The sequence below is a fragment of the Ignavibacteriota bacterium genome (genome assembly GCA_016218045.1).
Classification (GTDB): domain Bacteria; phylum Bacteroidota; class Ignavibacteria; order SZUA-365; family SZUA-365; genus JACRFB01.
Map to the genome: position 1 here is coordinate 41,393 of JACRFB010000072.1, position 17,104 is coordinate 58,496.

A 17,104-nucleotide genomic window follows, 5' to 3' on the forward strand; every position below is an offset into this window, starting at 1 on the left:
CGGGGCCTAGGTCTTGTACATGGTCTCGATCACGTCCTTGTACCGGGCCTCGACATCCTTGCGTTTCACCTTCAGCGTGGGTGTCAAACCGCCGTTTTCGATTGTCAGCGGTTCTTCGAGAAGGGTGAAACGTCGCACACGTTCGAAGCTCGCAAGATCCTTCTGCGCGCCCTGTATCCGCTCCTCGATCAGGCGCTGGATTTCGGGATTCTGGGCCAGTTCGCTCTTTTCACCGAAGGCGATGCCGTGTGCACGGGCGTAATCGGCCAGCGCGTCGTAGTCGGGCACTATGAGCGCGCTGAGAAACATGCGTTTATCACCGATAAGCACAAACTGCTCGATGAATTCCGTGCCGGAGAAAAGGTTCTCGATCGGCTGCGGGGCGATGTTTTTTCCGCCGGAACTGACAAACAGGTGCTTTTTCCGGTCCGTGATGGAGATGTACCCTTCGGAGTCTATCGTCCCGATGTCACCCGTGTGCAGCCAGCCGTCGCTGTCGATCGACTCGGCCGTTGCTTCGGGATTGTTGTAATACCCCATCATGACATGCGGCCCGCGCGTCAGGATCTCGCCGTCCTCGGCGATGCGCACCTCGACGCCTGGGATCGGATGACCCACAGTGCCGAAGCGGTAGGCCTCGGGACGATTCGCGGCGATCACGGGCGAACTTTCCGTGAGGCCGTATCCTTCGATGATCAGCACTCCCACGGCCTCGAAGAACTCGCCGAGTTCACGCGGCAGCGCCGCGCCGCCCGACACAAAAAACTTGATGCGTCCGCCGACCCGTGCTTTCAGTTTGCTGAAGACGAGGCGGTCCGCCAGCGCATGACGCGCGCGCAGCCCCGCGGATATGCGGCCCGCGCGGCGCGCCTTGGCATAGGCGCGGCCGACGGATACGGCCCAGGCGAAAATCTTGCGCCGCGATGCGGGATCCTTCTCCACCTTGCGCAGGATGCGCGTGTGGATACGCTCGAAGAGCCGCGGCACCGCACACACGATGGTCGGATGCACTTCCAGCAGGTTGTCGGCGACGGTCTCGATCGATTCCGCGTACGCGGTCGCGGCGCCGCAGGCCATCGCGGTGTAGTATCCCGCCATGCGCTCGAACACATGACAGAGCGGGAGAAACGACAGCAGAAGATCGTCAGGAGTGATGGGCAGCACCTGCGATGAGGCCGTGATGTTCGATACAAAATTGCTGTGCGAAAGCATCACGCCTTTGGGGTTGCCCGTGGTTCCCGAAGTGTAGATGATCGTGCACAGGTCCTCGGGGCGCACGGCACGCGCCGCCTTTGAGAGCATATGCGGATCGAACTGCACGGAGGCGGTTCCGAGTTCCATCACCCGTGAGAAATGCAGCACGTCGTCGGGAGCGTTGTCCACCTTCTCGTTCATCACGATCACATGCCGGAGCGACGGAACGCTCTCCCGGATCTTTAACACCTTTCCAAGCTGGAATTGATTCGATACGATGATCGCGCGCGCACCGCTGTCGTTGAGAATGAATTCGATCTGTTTGGCGGTCTGCGAAGGGAAAATGGGCACGTCGACACAGCGCAACGCAAGCGACGCGACATCGGCGATGACCCACTCGGGGCGGTTCTCCGACAGGATCGCGACACGGTCGTGTTCCTCGATGCCCAGCTCCATCATCCCGAACGCAAATCGCGTCACCATGTCCTGTGCTTCGGAATAGGTTATGCCGACGTACGCGCCATTTTTTTTGTGCATCAAATACGGTTGCTCGCGGGAGGCGTACTTCGTGAACAGGTGGTGGAACATTTCCACGATCGTCGTGAACTGTACTGCAAGGCTCATGGACCATCCCGCAAGAGTTGCCGAATTCGGAGAATATCGAGAGAAAATATCATCGCGCAGACGGAGATGCAAGCACCCGCGTCCGCGCCCGCCAGCCCTGATATCGTGAAGAAACTGCAATGAAATTCCAGAAACCTGATGCAATTCAGGATTGAACTTCACTATCTTTCGGCTCTACTACACGGGGCCTTATTCCTGATCCCGGTGCCAGGGGCACACCACAATCGTACCATCACCAGCGCCGTATTCTCAATGTCCGTCAATGAACCCGGTTCATATTTCGACCTGAAACCTTTGCTCGACGAGGTGGTGTCGCAGCACGGGGACGCTGCACGCGCGAGGGAAACCGGTTTGGACATCGAGTCCGATCCGTCTCTTCCGCGCGCATTCGGCAACCCCGACACACTGCGCCGCATTCTCTCGTGGCTGGGACGGCTCAGTCTCGAAACGGTCCGCAACGGCGAGCGCGTCCGCATCACGGCCCGCGCGCTTCCAACCGGCACACACGTCGCGTTCAACTTTCCGCCGAGTCCCGCCGTGCATCTGACGTTTCAGACCACGCCGGGAATCATCGAAAAACGACCGACACCCGCGGGCATACTTTCGATGTCGGACAATATTGTCCTCTACACTCTCGCACAAAAAACGGCGGCCGCGCACGGCATGAAAGTGTGGCTCGACCAGGATCCCCTCATCGCCCGTCTCAACGTGTACATACACGATTACGGCATGATGGCGCAGGTGGAACGGAAGGTCCCGCTTGTGCTCGTCATCGAGGATGTTGTTCCCATCGGCACGCTGCTCGAATACTACTTGAACCACGCCGGCTTCCAGACGCTGCACGCGTACAATGGCGAATCGGGCATCGAGGAGGCACGCACACACGTGCCCGATCTGATCACACTTGACGTGTGGATGCCCAGCATGGACGGTCTCGAGGTGCTCAACACGCTCAAGGCCGACGAGAGAACGCGGCGCATTCCCGTGGTACTCATCACGGTGCTTCCGAACCGTCTTGTGGGATACGAGCGCGGCGCGTCGGATTATCTGCAGAAGCCCGTCATGCGCGAAGACGTGATCGAATGCGCGCAACGCCTGACACGTCTCGGCCTGCGGGACAGGCCCGTGCCGTCACCATCGTTCGACCGGCTGGCGGCGATTGGACGTTCGCCGGCTTTCGCCGACGAGCTGCGACGCCGCTTTCCGCACGCGGAGGTGACGTCGTTCGACCTGCAAAACCGCGCCTCGCTTGCGCTCGTCGCCGACGGCAACCCGCCCGGACTCGTATGCATCGAACACGACGCCGCATCGACCGATTCGCTCGCAGCGGCCCTGCGTTTCGCCCTGATGGAACAGCTCGCCACCAGTCCGATACTGGGTGTCGCCACCGACGGCAATCCCGAATCGCTCCGTGATGAGACATGCGCGTTCCACGGCATACTGCCGCTTTCGGACCTGTCGCACGACGCCGTAACCGCGGCGCTCGCGTACTGAAACGCGGCGCCGCAAGCGCGGATTCAGGCGGTCTTGCCCGTGCTCCCCGGCTTGATCGCCGGTGAACCGCCCGCGCAGAGCGGACAGCTCTCGGGCTGATAGGTCACGACGTCCAATGTGATCAGTGGCGTGGCCGGCACACCAAAATCGGCACGGCCGCCGCTGCGGTCCACAAGATACCCCAGACCGACGATGGATGCACCCGTCGCGCGGACCACATCCACCACTTCGAGGATGCTACCGCCAGTCGTCACCACGTCCTCGACCAACAGCACGCGGTCCTGCGCACCGATGCTGAATCCGCGGCGCAGCAGCATGCGGCCGTCGACACGTTCGGTGAACATCGCGCGGATGCCGAGATGTTTCGCCGTCTCGTGCGCGAGAATGATGCCGCCCGTTGCGGGGCCTATCACCACGGTCGGCGATGTCTCACGGAAGTTCTCCGCGATCTGCCCGCACAGGCGCGCCGTGATGTCGGGGTGTTCCAACACGCGGAATTTTTCGACGTAGTGCGGACTGTGCAGTCCGGACGTCAGAATAAAGTGCCCTTCGAGGAATGCGCCCGCGGCGCGGAAAAGGTCGAGTGCGGTGTCGGGTGTGAGTGTCATGATCTGTCTTCCGAAAGTGATTCGAGTTCCTGTGTCATTTCTGATGCGGCATGATTGTCCTTCTGCAGCCGCGCCTCCGCAATGCCTCGCGTGTAGGCGTCTGCGGCGTCCGCGTCTCGTCCGGTCTCGGCATACAGGCGTCCGAGCTGGTGATACGCGGGCACGTAGTGCGGGTCGCGCGCGATGGTGTCGTTCAGGCACGTGATGGCGCGACTTGTCTCGCCGGCTGACGCGTATTCCAGTGCGAGGGCGTAGCGGGTGAACGCATCGTCCGGATCCGCGGCGAGGAAGGCCTCGAGTGCTTCGCGTCGCGTGGGCATCGGCGTCAACTCCCCGCGGCCGCGTCGAGCGCGTCGGCCAGTGCGAAGTCCTTCCCTGTCACACCGCCGGCGCTGTGTGTGCAAAGATCGACACGTACACGCGAGTACCTGATCGTCATGTCGGGATGATGATCGGCGACGTCCGCGATCATGCCCGCCTGCACGATAAATGCGACGGCTCTGTGAAACGTGGGAAATTCGTAGGTGCGCGTAATGCCCGCGCTGTTGCCGGACCATCCTGCGCGCTCTGCGCAGAGGGTGGACACTTCCTGATCCGTGTATGTCTTCATGGTCTTCTCCGTTCTCTCGCGTGTTAAGGTACGCCCGGCGCAATCGTCATGAAACTTGACCCGGAGCGGAAGGCCCCGCCTGCGGTGCGCCCCAGGTGTCGAACAACACCGTCTGAAAACGCGCGATGTCGGAAAAATCCAGCGCCTCGGATTGCATCAACGCGTTCCTGAGTTTCTCGAGCTGCACCTTGTCGCCAGCCATCGTGATGTCGTCAGGTGTCAAGCGGAAAAGTGTCTCGAGACGTTTCAGTGTGACATCGATGCTGCGCACGAGCACCGATGCGTACGACTGCACGAGGCCGCGCGCAAAGTCCCGCGGTTTCACAGTCTGTACATCGGTCCATCGTGGACTCGTGTCGGGCGTGAGCAACACATCGGCCAACGCCGCGTGCAGCGAGAGGTCGTCGCCAAGCCGGGCCTGCACTTCTCCGAGCGACACCGAACCTTCCACCTCCTCCATCTCGATGAGCAGTCCGACAAGCGCGCGGCTGCGCGGATCGGTGAAGGCGTCGGGCAGCACACAGTGCAGCGCTTCGCGCTGAACCTCGGACGGAGTCTGGAAAAGCTGCCCGAGGAATTCCTTCTCCGCCCGCGGAAGCTCGGCGGCGAGGCCTGTGACATCGGGCACGATGTCCGGACGCCGCGCGGGCCGCTGCGACGAGGACCTGTCGCCCTTGCGCCGCCGGAGCAGCGTGTCCAGTTCGTCATATAAAACGGATTCGTATATCCGATATTTTTCCGCGAGATGATGCACGTACAATTCGCGACGGATGCGGTCTTCCATCTTTGCAAGCAATCCCACGACATGTCGCACGGCCTCGGTCTTCCCTTCGGGCGTCTCGAGTTTCCCCTGGCGCTCATAACGCGACGTGATGAAATCCACAAAGGACACGGCCTCTGCCAGACGCGCACCGACGCCGTCGGCTCCGTATTTTCGGACGTAGGAGTCCGGATCTTCGCCCTGCGGCAACGTCACGATGCGCGGATCGCAGTCCTGTTCCAGCATCAGATCGATACCGCGTTCCATGGCGGCAAACCCGGCGGAATCCGCGTCGTACAGGAAGAAGAAGTTTCGCGTGTAGCGCGTGAGCATGCGCACCTGTTCGGGCGTCAGCGCCGTGCCGCTGGTTGCGACAACATGGGTGATGCCGGCCTGGCTCATCGACAGCACATCGGCGTATCCTTCCACGATGACCACCGCGTCCTGCGCGCGGATGGCCGGAATCGCATGCGAGAGACCGTAGAGCACACGGCTCTTGTTGTAAATCGGCGTCTCGGGCGAATTCAGATACTTCGGCTCTTCGCCCGCGGCGAGAGTGCGCGCGCCGAAACCGATCACCTTGCGCGACGCGGAAAAAATCGGGAAGATCACGCGCCCGCGGAAGCGGTCGTACACCCGGCCGCCTTCGCGGCGTACGATGAGCCCGGTGGTTTCGAGAATGTCGTCGGACAGGCCGCGCTCGCGCGCGAAGCGCAGGAAGGCGTCCCAGGAATCCGACGCGTACCCGAGGCCGAATCGCGTCTGTGTTTCCGTCGTCCAACCGCGCCGTTTGAAGTACTCCGCGCCCGGTGCGCCTTCCGGCTTCAGCAGGGTGTCGTAGAAAAAGCGGGCCGCCTGCCGCGTCGTCTCATACAATACTTCCGTGTCCGCAGCCGCGGTCGATGTGTGCCCAGTTTCGGGCACGATCGTTATATGATAACGCTCCGCAAGTTCCGTCACGGCCTCGACAAACGAAATCCGCTCGGTCTCCATGAGAAACGAGAACACATTGCCGCCGCGCCCGCAGCCGAAACACTTGTATATCGCTCGTTCGGGATTGACGTTGAACGAGGGAGTCTTTTCCTGGTGGAAGGGGCAGAGTCCGATAAAATTGCGACCCGCCTTTTTTAATCGCACGAAACCACTGATCACATCGACGATGTCCGCCGACGCTCGAACCTCTTCGATCTTGTGTTCCGGAATCCTCATCGGGAAACGATGATCGGACGCGTCACAACTCCGGCGTCCGAGGAAAGGCGGAGAAAATACAGTCCCGGCACGAGTCCCGCTCCCGCCGCATCGAAACGCGCGTACCGCACGTCGTTTTCCGTCCGGCCCTCCGCGAGCAGCGCGGCCTCGCGGCCGAAGATGTCGTACACGGCGAGCCGCACCGCGCTCGATGCGGGCGCGGAAAATGTAATGGTGCAGACATCACGCACGGGCTCGGGATATGTGCTTCCGATCGAAAGCGCCGCGTGCTCGGGCACGGCGGATGTGCCGGTGAGTTTTGTGTCGGGCAGCCCCGCATCGTACCGCACTATGGCGCGCAGGCACATGCTGGCGTTGTTCTGACCAGCAAAGGGCAGATTCCGCGCGCCCGCCGGATCGGCGGTGATCATCAGGCGGCGGTAACGATCGAACTCCGCGATGTCACGTCGCACGAGCAGGGCAAAACCGTTCCAGAGTCCCGCGTCTATCGCGTAGCGCTGTTTCGACCGCAGCTTCACTCCAATCAGGAAGTCGCGCTTCGGCGCAAATACGAGAGGCGGATTAAATGGCAGAAAACGCAGCTCGCGCGCTCCCGAGGCGAGGGGATTCTGCACTGCGATGTTCCCGGCCGGTACGCCCTGGTTGCCGAGATCGAACAGGAACGTCTTCCCCACATTCACGGGCACGGGAGGAACGGCGCTGCTCTCATACACCCACACCACGAGGGTGTCGCTGCCACTCTCGGGTTCAAATTTGACCACGCTGAATCCCAATTCCACACCCTCGAGTATACAGCGTTCGGTCGGTGTGAAGCGCACGTTGTACACAACGTCGAGTTCGCCCGGAAACGTGGTGAAGGCGAAGAGCTGGCCCTCGGCGGGGAGGGCGATGCCGTCGTAGCGCAGCGTGTCCTGCTGCGCCGCGAGTTCGCGCGGCACGCAGCACAGCACGGCCGCGCACAAAACCACAAGCAGTGCGGAGTGGACCACGGTCGATCCGATCAGGCGTGGCATGGGATTTACGCTCCTGCGGACGTTTCGCGTTCCTGCTGTTCGCGCACCTCGTGCCGCAGCACGGCGGCACGCACAAAATTGCGGAACAGTGGGTGCGGATCGATTGCCCGCGATTTGAGTTCAGGATGGAACTGGCATCCCACAAACCAGGGATGCTCGGGAAGTTCGATCATCTCCATCAGCATCTCATCGGGCGACGTGCCGCTGAACACGAGGCCGTGCTCCTCGAGCACGGACCTGTACTGGTTGTTCACTTCGTACCTGTGCCTGTGCCGCTCGTCGATCTGTCTGCGCCCGTATGCCTCCGCGGCCTTGCTGCCGCGCTTGAGTACACAGGGGTACGCGCCTAGCCGCATCGTGCCGCCCTTGGTCTGTATGCTCTTCTGTTCGAGCATGAGATCGATCACGTTCGTCGCGGTGTCGTCGAACTCCGCGCTGTTCGCGTCCTTCAGCCCGCACACATTGCGCGCATATTCGATCACGGCGCACTGCATGCCGAGACAGATTCCGAAAAACGGGATGCCGTTCTCGCGCACGTACTGCACCGCCTTGATCTTGCCCTCCACACCGCGTTCCCCAAAACCGGGCGCAACAAGAAGGCCGTCGATGTTGCGCAGGTACTTGGCAGGTCCGTGCTTCTCGATGTCCTCCGAGTGTATCCAGTTCAGATTCACGCGCGCGTTGTTTTCGGCGCCCGCATGCACAAAGGCCTCGATGATGCTCTTGTATGCGTCGTGATACTCGGCGTACTTGCCCACAAGGCCGATCTCGACCTCGTGCCGAGGCTCCTTCACGCGTTTGAGAAACTTCGTCCACCGCTCGAGATCCGGCGGCTGTGTGCGCAGTTTGAGGAGCTTGATCACACGTTCGTCGAAACGTTCCCGCGCAAATTCGATCGGGCACTCATAAATCGTGGATACGTCGCGTGCCTCTATGACGTACTCGGGAGGCACGTTGCAGAACAGGCCAATTTTCTGTCTGATGCTGAGAGGCAGCGGACGGTCGGAGCGGCACAGCAGCATATCGGGCTGAATCCCCAGCTCGAGAAGCATCTTCACGGAATGCTGCGTGGGTTTTGTCTTCAACTCACCGGCGGATTTGATGTACGGCACCAGCGTGAGATGAATGTTGATGGCGTTCTTTTTCCCGACCGACATCATGAACTGGCGCATTGCCTCGAGGAAGGGCAGACTTTCGATGTCGCCCACCGTGCCGCCAATTTCGGTGATGATCACGTCGTAGGACTCGCGTTGCGCGAGCCGCACAAAATGGCGCTTGATCTCGTCGGTGATGTGCGGAATCACCTGCACGGTGGCGCCGAGATAGTCGCCGCGACGCTCCTTCTGAATCACGGTATTGTAGATCTGTCCCGTCGTCGTGTTGTTCTCGCGTGTCATGCTCGTGGCGAGGAAACGTTCGTAGTGTCCCAGATCGAGATCTGTCTCCGCGCCATCGTCCGTCACATACACTTCACCGTGCTGATACGGACTCATCGTGCCCGGATCGATATTGATGTATGGATCGAACTTCTGAATCGTGACGCGCAAGCCGCGCGACTGCAGAAGCATGCCGAGCGATGCGGCAGCGATACCTTTCCCGAGCGACGAGACGACGCCGCCGGTGATGAACACGTATTTGGTGTTTCGCGCGCTGGACACGGACGATTCTCCGGATGATTGGGCGGTGGGACGAATGGGAGGGAGCACCCGGCGTGAAGTGCTGCCGGGCGTACGGAACCGTCCGATAATACACAAAAAAAGGCAGAGTCACATGCGCGTTTCCGGGCACCGGATGCGCGGGCGGCTTATGCGAAGACGATAAAATCCAGATACAGGAACACCACGGGGGAGACAAAGATCAGACTGTCGAACCGGTCGAAGACTCCGCCGTGTCCGGGCAGAAGCGCCGACGAATCCTTCACACCCGCATCACGCTTGAACAGTGATTCCACGAGATCGCCGATCTGTCCCACGGAGCCGACAAAGGCGCCGATCACGAGCGCATGGTGCAGAGGCAGGTATTCGAGCGCAAGGTATTTTGCGCCGGCCATCGCGCCGAGTGCTCCGAGAAATCCCCAGACCGCACCTTCCCAGGTTTTATTGGGACTGACACGTTCGAACAATTTGTGTTTTCCCATCGTGCGTCCGCCGAAGTACGCGGCGGTGTCACAAATCCATATCGTGGCGAGCAGTGCGATGACGGTGGCGCCGCCCCATGCCGAGAGCTGCGCCGCCTGGGCTGCATTCAGCACGGCAGTACCGAACACACTGCCCACGGGGAATTCCGCGACGGAAAAGATCTCCCGTATGCCCACCACCGTGGCGAGGCAGAGACCGATGTAGAAAAAGCCGAGAAAACTGAATGCGGTGTTCATGAGCGCTGAACCGCGGTTGCGGAAGAGTTCGATGAGCGGCGCCACAATGACAAACAGCAGGACGATCCATACTACCGCCTGCCAATGCAGCGGATACGGGAGCGTACCGCCCGACAGTGCCGCGATATCAGCGCCAAGCCGTTCGTGCATAAAAGCCAGAAGAAGCGCCAGCCCGGCCGCCGTCATTAGCGCGGTCTGTGGCGCCGCACCCTTCGCACGGGCAAAGTCTGAAAATTCACGCATGGCGGCGACCAGCACAGCGCCGACAAAAAACAACCAGAAATATCCTCCCAGCCAAGCGAGAAGCACGATGACTGGAATGGCGACTGCTGCGACGAGAAGACGCGCGGAGAGGTTGCTCACGCGGGCGCTCCCGTCGGATCCACATCATCTTCCAAGGGCGGGGAATTCAGTATCGCCTGCACGATCTCTCCGGCCCGCTCGATCTCATCCTTACGCACGTACACGCTCACCAGCGCCATCTCTCCGATATCGACGAAGTAGACGTGGCCGTGCTGATCAAATAGCTGCGTGTCGATACCGGCGCTCTCGAGATTGGCACGGATCATCTCGGCTTCATATTCCGCGGATGAACGGTACACCACCGCGTAATCCTGATGCAGGGTATAGTGCGTGTCGTTGTTGCAGAAGTACTTGCCTTCGATTTCGTTCGCGCATTCGGAACACACGGGTTTGCCGCACATGATGCAGCCCGCCATCGCGGGTGAATCGGGATGTTCGGCGCATTCAGGTGTCTCGTCCGTTTCCGCGTCAAGCAGCAGAACGCCGCAATGATCGCAGAACGTGTCGGTGGCGGGCACCGGTTCCTCACATTTCTTGCAATGGACGAGGGGGCCGTCTTCAAGAGGCACGTGGCAATCGCTGCACTCGGCAACACCTTCCACGTATTCGGTGAAACACTGCGGACAGTACGACATGGTACACCTCTATGCGATGGTGAACGGGGGGGAGGTCGTGTCGCGGTGCATGGTGAAACGACGGAACGCGAACAGGGCGGCGACCAACACGACGAGTCCGGCTCCCGCCAGATATGCCGTGTCCTGTGCCGCGCCCGCCGCTGCAACTTCCTGTGACGCCGCCTCGTAGCCGAGAAAATACACGCTGAGCACCGAGATCGTGTTGTTCGTCGCATGTGCTATCATCCCGTAATACAGGGAATTGCCGCGCCAGACGACGTAGCCGAGGAGCAGACCGACGCTCGTGAGCGCCACAAACTGCGTCGGGTACAGATGGAACATCGCGAAGATCGCCGCGTTGAGGAGTATGGCCCATCGCGCCCGCATGCTCTTTTCGAAGGCACGCTGTACGACTCCCCGGAACACGAGTTCCTCGCACAGGGCGGGTGTGAACGCGACCACGATCCATACGAAGCCGAGTTCCCAGGGCGACTGCATCAGGAGCAGACTTTTATATGCGCCCGCAATCAGCTTCTCGATGGCGTCGTACAACTTCTCCAAGGACGGAGTGAGAATGTATGTGCGGAGTATGTGTTCCTGCGCGGTCATGTACCCCTGCAGTACGAACTGCAACGCCACAACGGCGAGAATCACCGCCAGCGCCGGACGCCACGAGACGGGATGCAGGCGCAGGCCTGCGCGCACATTCCACCGGAAGACCCGCGTGAAGACGAACACGGGGCCGGCCAGAAAGACCACCTGCGCGAACACCGTGGCGATGCGCATGGCGTTGACATTGTCGGGTGTGATCGATGTCCCGATCAGGAGAACGGTGATGACGCTGCCGATGAGCTGATACGAAATAAAGATCGCGCCCAGAAACAGAATGCCCGCAAGCCACGGCGCAATCGGGAGCGGTGTGTCTGAACGGGGTTCTTCGGTACGCGGGAGCGTGTCGGAGGAGGCGGTGCCGGGCATTGCCGCGGATGCGCCTTCATCCATGTCGTCGATATGCTCCGAAGGAATCATTGCGCCGCCCTCCCCGCCGCGAGACGTATCATCGCGGCAAGCAACGGGATCATGAGCTCGTGATGTCCGGTGAACGTGTACCCGCGCCCTCCGCCCTGTGTGGGCCGCGACACAACGTTCACATTGGGCCGGTAATGCTGTATCATGTCAAAATTCGCGGCAATGAAGTTGTGGGCCGGAAAACCGAGATTGCGGACCACCGTGAGCGCCTTGAGAAACACCTCGGGAAGCAGCACGGCCGATCCGATGTTCAACACGACCGCGCCCTCGCGCAGATCCTTAATGGCATGCGCAAGCACACGGAAATCGCGGAACGACATTTCGCCCGTCGCGCCACCGTCCATACCCGGCTGCTGATGTACGATATCGGTGCCGATCGCGGCATGAACCGATACGGGAAGGTCCAGGCGCACACCCGCCGCAAGGATAGAGTTGTCGATGTGCGGCGCGCCCTTCTCGTGAAGGGCCGCGCCCAGGGCCTCGCCATAACCCATCGCCGTTCCGGCCGCGGCTGCATTGAGTGTGCCGTTGATGAAGTCGCCCGTCTCGCGCCACATACCGAAGCTTCCGTCGCGCAGATTCGAGGCCACATCCTCGGAGGTTGCACCGTATAATGCTGATTCGGAATCGTGGATTGCCGCGGCGCTGTTCATGGCAACGGCGGTGACGAAACCCCGTTCCATCAAGTCGATAAGCACAGGCGCCAGACCCACCTTCACGACGTGCGCGCCCATCATCCAAATCACGGGCGCACCCGCGCGACGCGCGTTGGCGACGGACTCGGCAAGAATCCGAAGATCCCCGGCCTTCAGGATGCGCGGCAGGTTGTCCACAAACTCCTCGAACGAGGCGCCACCGCCGGTTGCGCGCGCAAGCGACTCCCGCGTGACCTTGTTGCTCCGTTCGGCAACCGAACGCGTCTGTATGCCCGTAAAATCAAGCTGCGGAAACATGCGCCCCGCCCAGTGTATGGAGAATCATACGGGCAAATTGCGCATGCACCGGTTGGAAAGCAACCGCGCCGTTCCCCGCATGGAGGAACGGCGCGACACCGTCGGCGTCCGCACCGGCCCGGGTGCGGGACGCGCGTTATTTCACCTTTGATGGAATCGGACCTTTGACTCCTTTATACGACAGCAGCTCGGAGGTGATCGAACCGATCGGGATTTCCGCCTCGACCTGCACCGGGATTTTCCGGTCGTCGTCCGTAACCCACACGATGATGCGTCCCGACGACTTGAACAGGCCGCCTTCTTTCATGATCGGCTCGAGCAGGATGCAGCGAAACTCACCCGCCTCAACCGAGACGGTCTGCTTCCCGAGATATTTAACTGTAAGACCGTAGGTGCTGTCCTTGTAGAAATTGCGGAGCTGCACCTTCTGCCCTGGACGGAAGCCCGAATAGTCGTACGTCCGCATGAAATAAAACGCCGAGAGTATGTCCTGCGTGAACGGCTCGACGGGGAATTCGCCGTTCGGGGTCACGGCCTTCATGCGCCAATAGTCGAAGCCCGCATGATAGTCGCGTTTGTACCCCCCTTCGCGGATCTGCTGAATGAACTTCCATGAATAGAGGCCGTCGACATCGATGTGGGATTCGTAGCGATCGCGCACCTTGTAGAATGCGTCGAAGAAGGGTTTCGATGTGACGGTGAACTCCACCGCATAACACGGGCGACCACCCATTGTGCTCATGCGCGGAATCGACATCTTCGCCGTTCCGGCAGTGATAAATCCGTAATTCACGTCGTACACCAATTCCTCGCCCACGGCAAAGGCGTTGTGTTCGATCTTACGATAGGGAATTTTTGAACCCGGGGATTCCGGTTCGCCTCCCTCGCCCAGTTTCTGCGCGGCGGCAGGGATAAGGACACCGAGTCCTAAAAGAAGGACGAGTGTTGTGTGCAATGCGCGTGTAAACATGGTAATTCTGCCTCTTCTGCCCGAAATGAGTGCGTTCATTCCAATACTACGCCATTTCCATGCCAAAAGTTCACCCAAGCAGTGACACCGCCGCCTCGATAGCCCGGTCCACGGTGATACGCGCCATGACATCGTGCCGCCCGCAGGATTCAGCCCTGCAGGCCGCGCACCCGCGCTCCATGTCGGGTGTCAGTACGCGAGCGCGTGTCCCCAACGGGCCCCATCTCCGCGGGTTGCAGACACGCTCGAAGGGATAGAGTCCGAGTACCGGCGTGCCGACCGCGGCGGCAAGATGCAGCGGACCGGTGGAATTGGCGGCGAATAAGGACGCCCGCGCATACACTGCCGCCAATTCTGGGAGTGTAAGTTGCCGCTGGAAGATGCGGGCATTCCCCGCAGCAGCGGCTGCGCGTGTCATGAGCTGTTTTTCCGACTCGACGCCGCTGACGAGCACGACGAGCCGTGGATCCTGTGCTGAGAGCTCGCGAGCCAGAAGCCCGAAGTTTTCGGCGTTCCAGTCCTTGGCCGAACCTCCGCTGCCGGGGTGTACAACAACGAATCGGGTTTCAGTGCCTATGCCGTGTTCCTCCAGAAACACCTCGGCCGACGCGGACGCGTCCGGAGGCACCACGAGCTTCGGATCAGGGAGCGGCCGCACCGGTATGCCGAGCCGCTCCGCTAAAGCGAGCGTGTAATCTCGTTCGTGCCGGGTCGCTTTTTTCCTGTGCTCCCTCACCTTGTGTGTAAACAGCGGCGAGTACCAACGGTAAGCCGTGCCCACACGGATACGAACGTGCGCACGCGCCACGGCGAAGGCGAGCTTCGGGCGGGGATAGGCGAATAAGGCGATGTCCGGCTGCAGAGTGCCGAGCACGTCACGAAAATTGCCGTCCGCGGGATCGAGGTCTCGTCCGCCGATCGTTATGGTGCCATCGACGAAGGGCGACATACGCGCCAGGGCCTCGAGCGGACGCTGGACACAGTACGTGACACGTGCCGCGGGAACCGCGCGTTTTACCGCCTCCGCAAGGGGCAGGCTCAGAATCAGGTCGCCGATGCGGTCGGTGCGAAAGACGAGTACATGCGGCTCGCTGTTCACCGTGGGAGGTCCGCAGGCTCAGAGCTGCTTCGCGCTTTCCTCCGCCCGCTTGGCATCTTCGGACCCCGGAGCAATTTTTCTCAGCTTGTCCCACGCGGCGCGAGCTTTGACCTTGTCACCCATCGTCGCGTGAATGGCGCCGATATTGTACAGCGCCTTTGTGTTCGAGGGTTCCTTCTGGAGGATTTTTTCGGTGATCGCGAACGCCTTCGGGTGCTGGCCCAGATCGTAATATGCCACCGCCAGATCGAACATAGCGTCGGTGTTCCCCGGCATGGCCTTGAGATAACGCTCGAAATACTTCACCGCTTCCTCGATGCGATGCGAGAAGTAGAGCATCTGCGCAAGTGTGAGTACGTCGGTGGTGTCCTTCTCCGGGGCCGCATCCACGCGGGCCTGCATCTGGGCGAGGCGTTCCATGACATCGGCGCGGACGTTGCTTTTGTCGGGCCCGCCGGGCGCCGCCTGTCCCTGCTCCGTCTCCGATACATTCGGGTGCCCCGGCGGCAATTGCGATGCGAGTTCGTCGGCGGAAGGTTCCGAATCACCCAATAAAAACACGATGGCCACTCCCGCCACAATAACCGCGGCGATCAGCAGGTAGATTTTCTTGATGTCCATTTCCAACTCCTTTGAGAATAATTGGGAAATATACGAATCCCCGGCGGTTCTGGGAACTCGGACCACCCATTTGATCCCCACATCCCCCGTATCTATCTTGCGGTTTGTTCTTAATCGGAAGTCCATGTCGTTTCTCGTTACCGCACGTAAATACCGACCATCGTCGTTCAATCAGATCATCGCGCAGGAGCATGTGGTCCAGCCGCTCCTGAATTCGATCCGAATGAACCGAATCGCACATGCCTACCTGTTCTGCGGTCCGCGAGGTGTTGGGAAAACGACAATGGCCCGCATTTTTGCCAAGGCGCTCAACTGCCCGAATGCGCAGGACGGCGAACCGTGCAACACCTGCGATACCTGCGTGGAAATCGCTGAAGGTCGCGACATCGATGTGCAGGAGATCGATGGAGCGTCAAACACGGGTGTGGACCACGCCCGTGTGCTGCGCGAATCGGTGCGTTTTATGCCCGCGCGCGACAAGTACAAACTCTACGTGATCGACGAAGTGCACATGTTGACCGACAACGCATTCAACGCGTTGCTGAAAACGCTCGAGGAACCGCCGAAACACGCGCTGTTCATCTTCGCGACCACGGAACCGCACAATCTCCTGCCCACAGTGCTTTCACGCTGCCAGCGCTACGATTTCAAGCGTATCAGCGTCGAAAACATCGTGCGGCAGCTCGCCATGATCTGTTCGCAGGAAGGGATAACGGCCGCCGAGGGAGCGCTCTACATCATCGCAAAAAAGGGCGACGGCTCCATGCGTGATGCGGAAAGCATCTTCGACCAGGTTGTTGCCTACGGCGGATCGAACCTCACCGCGGAAATGGTGCGCACCGTCCTGCACACCGTCGATGAGGATGTGTATTTCCATGTGACCGATCTGATCAGCTCGCAAGACACGGCGGGCGGCTTCGCGCTCGTCGAAGACGTTGTCGGGCACGGTCACGACATCCAGGATTTTCTCGTGGGCCTGGAAGAACATTTCCGCAACCTGCTTGTCGTGCGGTCGACGGGAGACACGCGCCTGATCGAAGCGTCGGACGAATACCGAAAACGGTATGCCGCAACCGCGGAACGTTTCCCGGAGGGCGATCTGCTGCGACTGCTCAAGCTGACTGCCGAAGCGATGCAGGCGCTGCGTTTCAGTCCTCAACCCCGAGTGAAGTTCGAAATTGCGCTCATCACCATGATTAAGATGGATTCCACCATCCTGATCAGTTCGCTGCTGCCGCCCTCCGCACAGGGCGGCAAACCGGAAAAGCCGGCCTCGGCTGTATCGCGTCCCGCCCCTGCCGCGGCACCATCGCAAAGCGTCGGTCGGACCTCCGCCGCCTCCGCACCCGCGGCACCCGCGCCGGCAGCACCGCAGCACCACAATGCCGCTCCCGCGCGTTCGGCCCAGGGCGACGACGCCTTGCGCGCCCTGCGCGAGAAGGAGCAGCGGTACGCAGAACTTCTCAAGGGACCATCCTCACCAGTACGCGACGCACACCCGGCTCCTCCGCCGCCGACGCCGCAACACACTCTCGACGCACCGCAGCCGGCCGCCCCCGTGCACCCGCTCGTGCAAACGCTGATCGATTCGCTCGGCGCCGTCATCATTCCCGATGCCCGCTGAAGTAC

Annotated in this window: 16 protein-coding genes; 2 read left to right on the forward strand and 14 right to left on the reverse strand. The window is 60.8% G+C overall.

Features of this window, described 5'->3' with window-relative positions:
- Window positions 1-6: 6 nt before the first annotated feature.
- A complete protein-coding gene (locus HY962_17225; GenBank protein MBI5648677.1) occupies window positions 7-1,818 on the reverse strand; it encodes a long-chain fatty acid--CoA ligase in 1,812 nt (603 codons plus the stop codon).
- Between the two features lie 252 nt (window positions 1,819-2,070).
- Between HY962_17225 and HY962_17230 the strand changes: the two genes are divergently transcribed.
- Window positions 2,071-3,312: a response regulator gene (locus tag HY962_17230; protein ID MBI5648678.1), complete on the forward strand. Its 1,242-nt coding sequence runs from the start codon at window positions 2,071-2,073 to the stop codon at window positions 3,310-3,312.
- Window positions 3,313-3,335: 23 nt separating this feature from the next.
- Here the strand turns inward: HY962_17230 and HY962_17235 are convergent, their stop codons facing one another.
- The 13 genes from HY962_17235 to HY962_17295 form a co-directional block, all read right to left on the reverse strand.
- Entirely contained in the window at window positions 3,336-3,920 is a 585-nt protein-coding gene (locus HY962_17235) for an orotate phosphoribosyltransferase (GenBank protein ID MBI5648679.1), read from the reverse strand.
- Window positions 3,917-4,240, reverse strand: a complete 324-nt coding sequence (locus HY962_17240; GenBank protein ID MBI5648680.1) for a tetratricopeptide repeat protein — start codon at window positions 4,238-4,240, stop codon at window positions 3,917-3,919. Before HY962_17240 ends, HY962_17235 begins: the two co-directional genes overlap by 4 nt.
- A gap of 5 nt (window positions 4,241-4,245) precedes the next feature.
- Entirely contained in the window at window positions 4,246-4,530 is a 285-nt protein-coding gene (locus tag HY962_17245; protein ID MBI5648681.1) for a 4a-hydroxytetrahydrobiopterin dehydratase, read from the reverse strand.
- Between the two features lie 46 nt (window positions 4,531-4,576).
- On the reverse strand, window positions 4,577-6,499 hold the full coding sequence (locus tag HY962_17250) for a DNA primase (protein MBI5648682.1): 1,923 nt from the start codon (window positions 6,497-6,499) through the stop codon (window positions 4,577-4,579).
- Window positions 6,496-7,512 (reverse strand): T9SS type A sorting domain-containing protein, encoded by a 1,017-nt coding sequence (locus HY962_17255; protein ID MBI5648683.1) that lies wholly within the window; start codon window positions 7,510-7,512, stop codon window positions 6,496-6,498. Before HY962_17255 ends, HY962_17250 begins: the two co-directional genes overlap by 4 nt.
- Before the next feature lie 5 nt (window positions 7,513-7,517).
- Window positions 7,518-9,170, reverse strand: a complete 1,653-nt coding sequence (locus tag HY962_17260; GenBank protein ID MBI5648684.1) for a CTP synthase — start codon at window positions 9,168-9,170, stop codon at window positions 7,518-7,520.
- A gap of 146 nt (window positions 9,171-9,316) precedes the next feature.
- Window positions 9,317-10,249, reverse strand: a complete 933-nt coding sequence (locus HY962_17265) for a phosphatidate cytidylyltransferase (GenBank protein ID MBI5648685.1) — start codon at window positions 10,247-10,249, stop codon at window positions 9,317-9,319.
- Window positions 10,246-10,824 carry a DUF2007 domain-containing protein gene (locus HY962_17270; GenBank protein MBI5648686.1) on the reverse strand — a complete coding sequence of 193 codons (579 nt, stop codon included), beginning with the start codon at window positions 10,822-10,824 and terminating at the stop codon, window positions 10,246-10,248. The genes HY962_17265 and HY962_17270 overlap by 4 nt, the downstream gene beginning before the upstream one ends.
- A 9-nt stretch (window positions 10,825-10,833) precedes the next feature.
- Entirely contained in the window at window positions 10,834-11,832 is a 999-nt protein-coding gene (locus HY962_17275) for a CPBP family intramembrane metalloprotease (GenBank protein MBI5648687.1), read from the reverse strand.
- The gene (locus HY962_17280) at window positions 11,829-12,785 is read right to left on the reverse strand and encodes a hypothetical protein (GenBank protein ID MBI5648688.1); all 957 of its coding nucleotides are present in this window, start codon (window positions 12,783-12,785) and stop codon (window positions 11,829-11,831) included. Before HY962_17280 ends, HY962_17275 begins: the two co-directional genes overlap by 4 nt.
- Window positions 12,786-12,921: 136 nt before the next feature.
- Window positions 12,922-13,794: a DUF3108 domain-containing protein gene (locus HY962_17285; protein ID MBI5648689.1), complete on the reverse strand. Its 873-nt coding sequence runs from the start codon at window positions 13,792-13,794 to the stop codon at window positions 12,922-12,924.
- Window positions 13,795-13,825: 31 nt separating this feature from the next.
- Complete coding sequence (locus HY962_17290) at window positions 13,826-14,854, reverse strand: glycosyltransferase family 9 protein (protein MBI5648690.1); 1,029 nt, start codon at window positions 14,852-14,854, stop codon at window positions 13,826-13,828.
- 18 nt (window positions 14,855-14,872) lie between these two features.
- A complete protein-coding gene (locus HY962_17295; GenBank protein ID MBI5648691.1) occupies window positions 14,873-15,475 on the reverse strand; it encodes a tetratricopeptide repeat protein in 603 nt (200 codons plus the stop codon).
- Between the two features lie 124 nt (window positions 15,476-15,599).
- On the opposite strand from HY962_17295, the gene dnaX reads away from it, so the two are divergent.
- Entirely contained in the window at window positions 15,600-17,099 is a 1,500-nt protein-coding gene (gene dnaX, locus HY962_17300; protein ID MBI5648692.1) for a DNA polymerase III subunit gamma/tau, read from the forward strand.
- The last annotated feature ends 5 nt before the right edge of the window (window positions 17,100-17,104 follow it).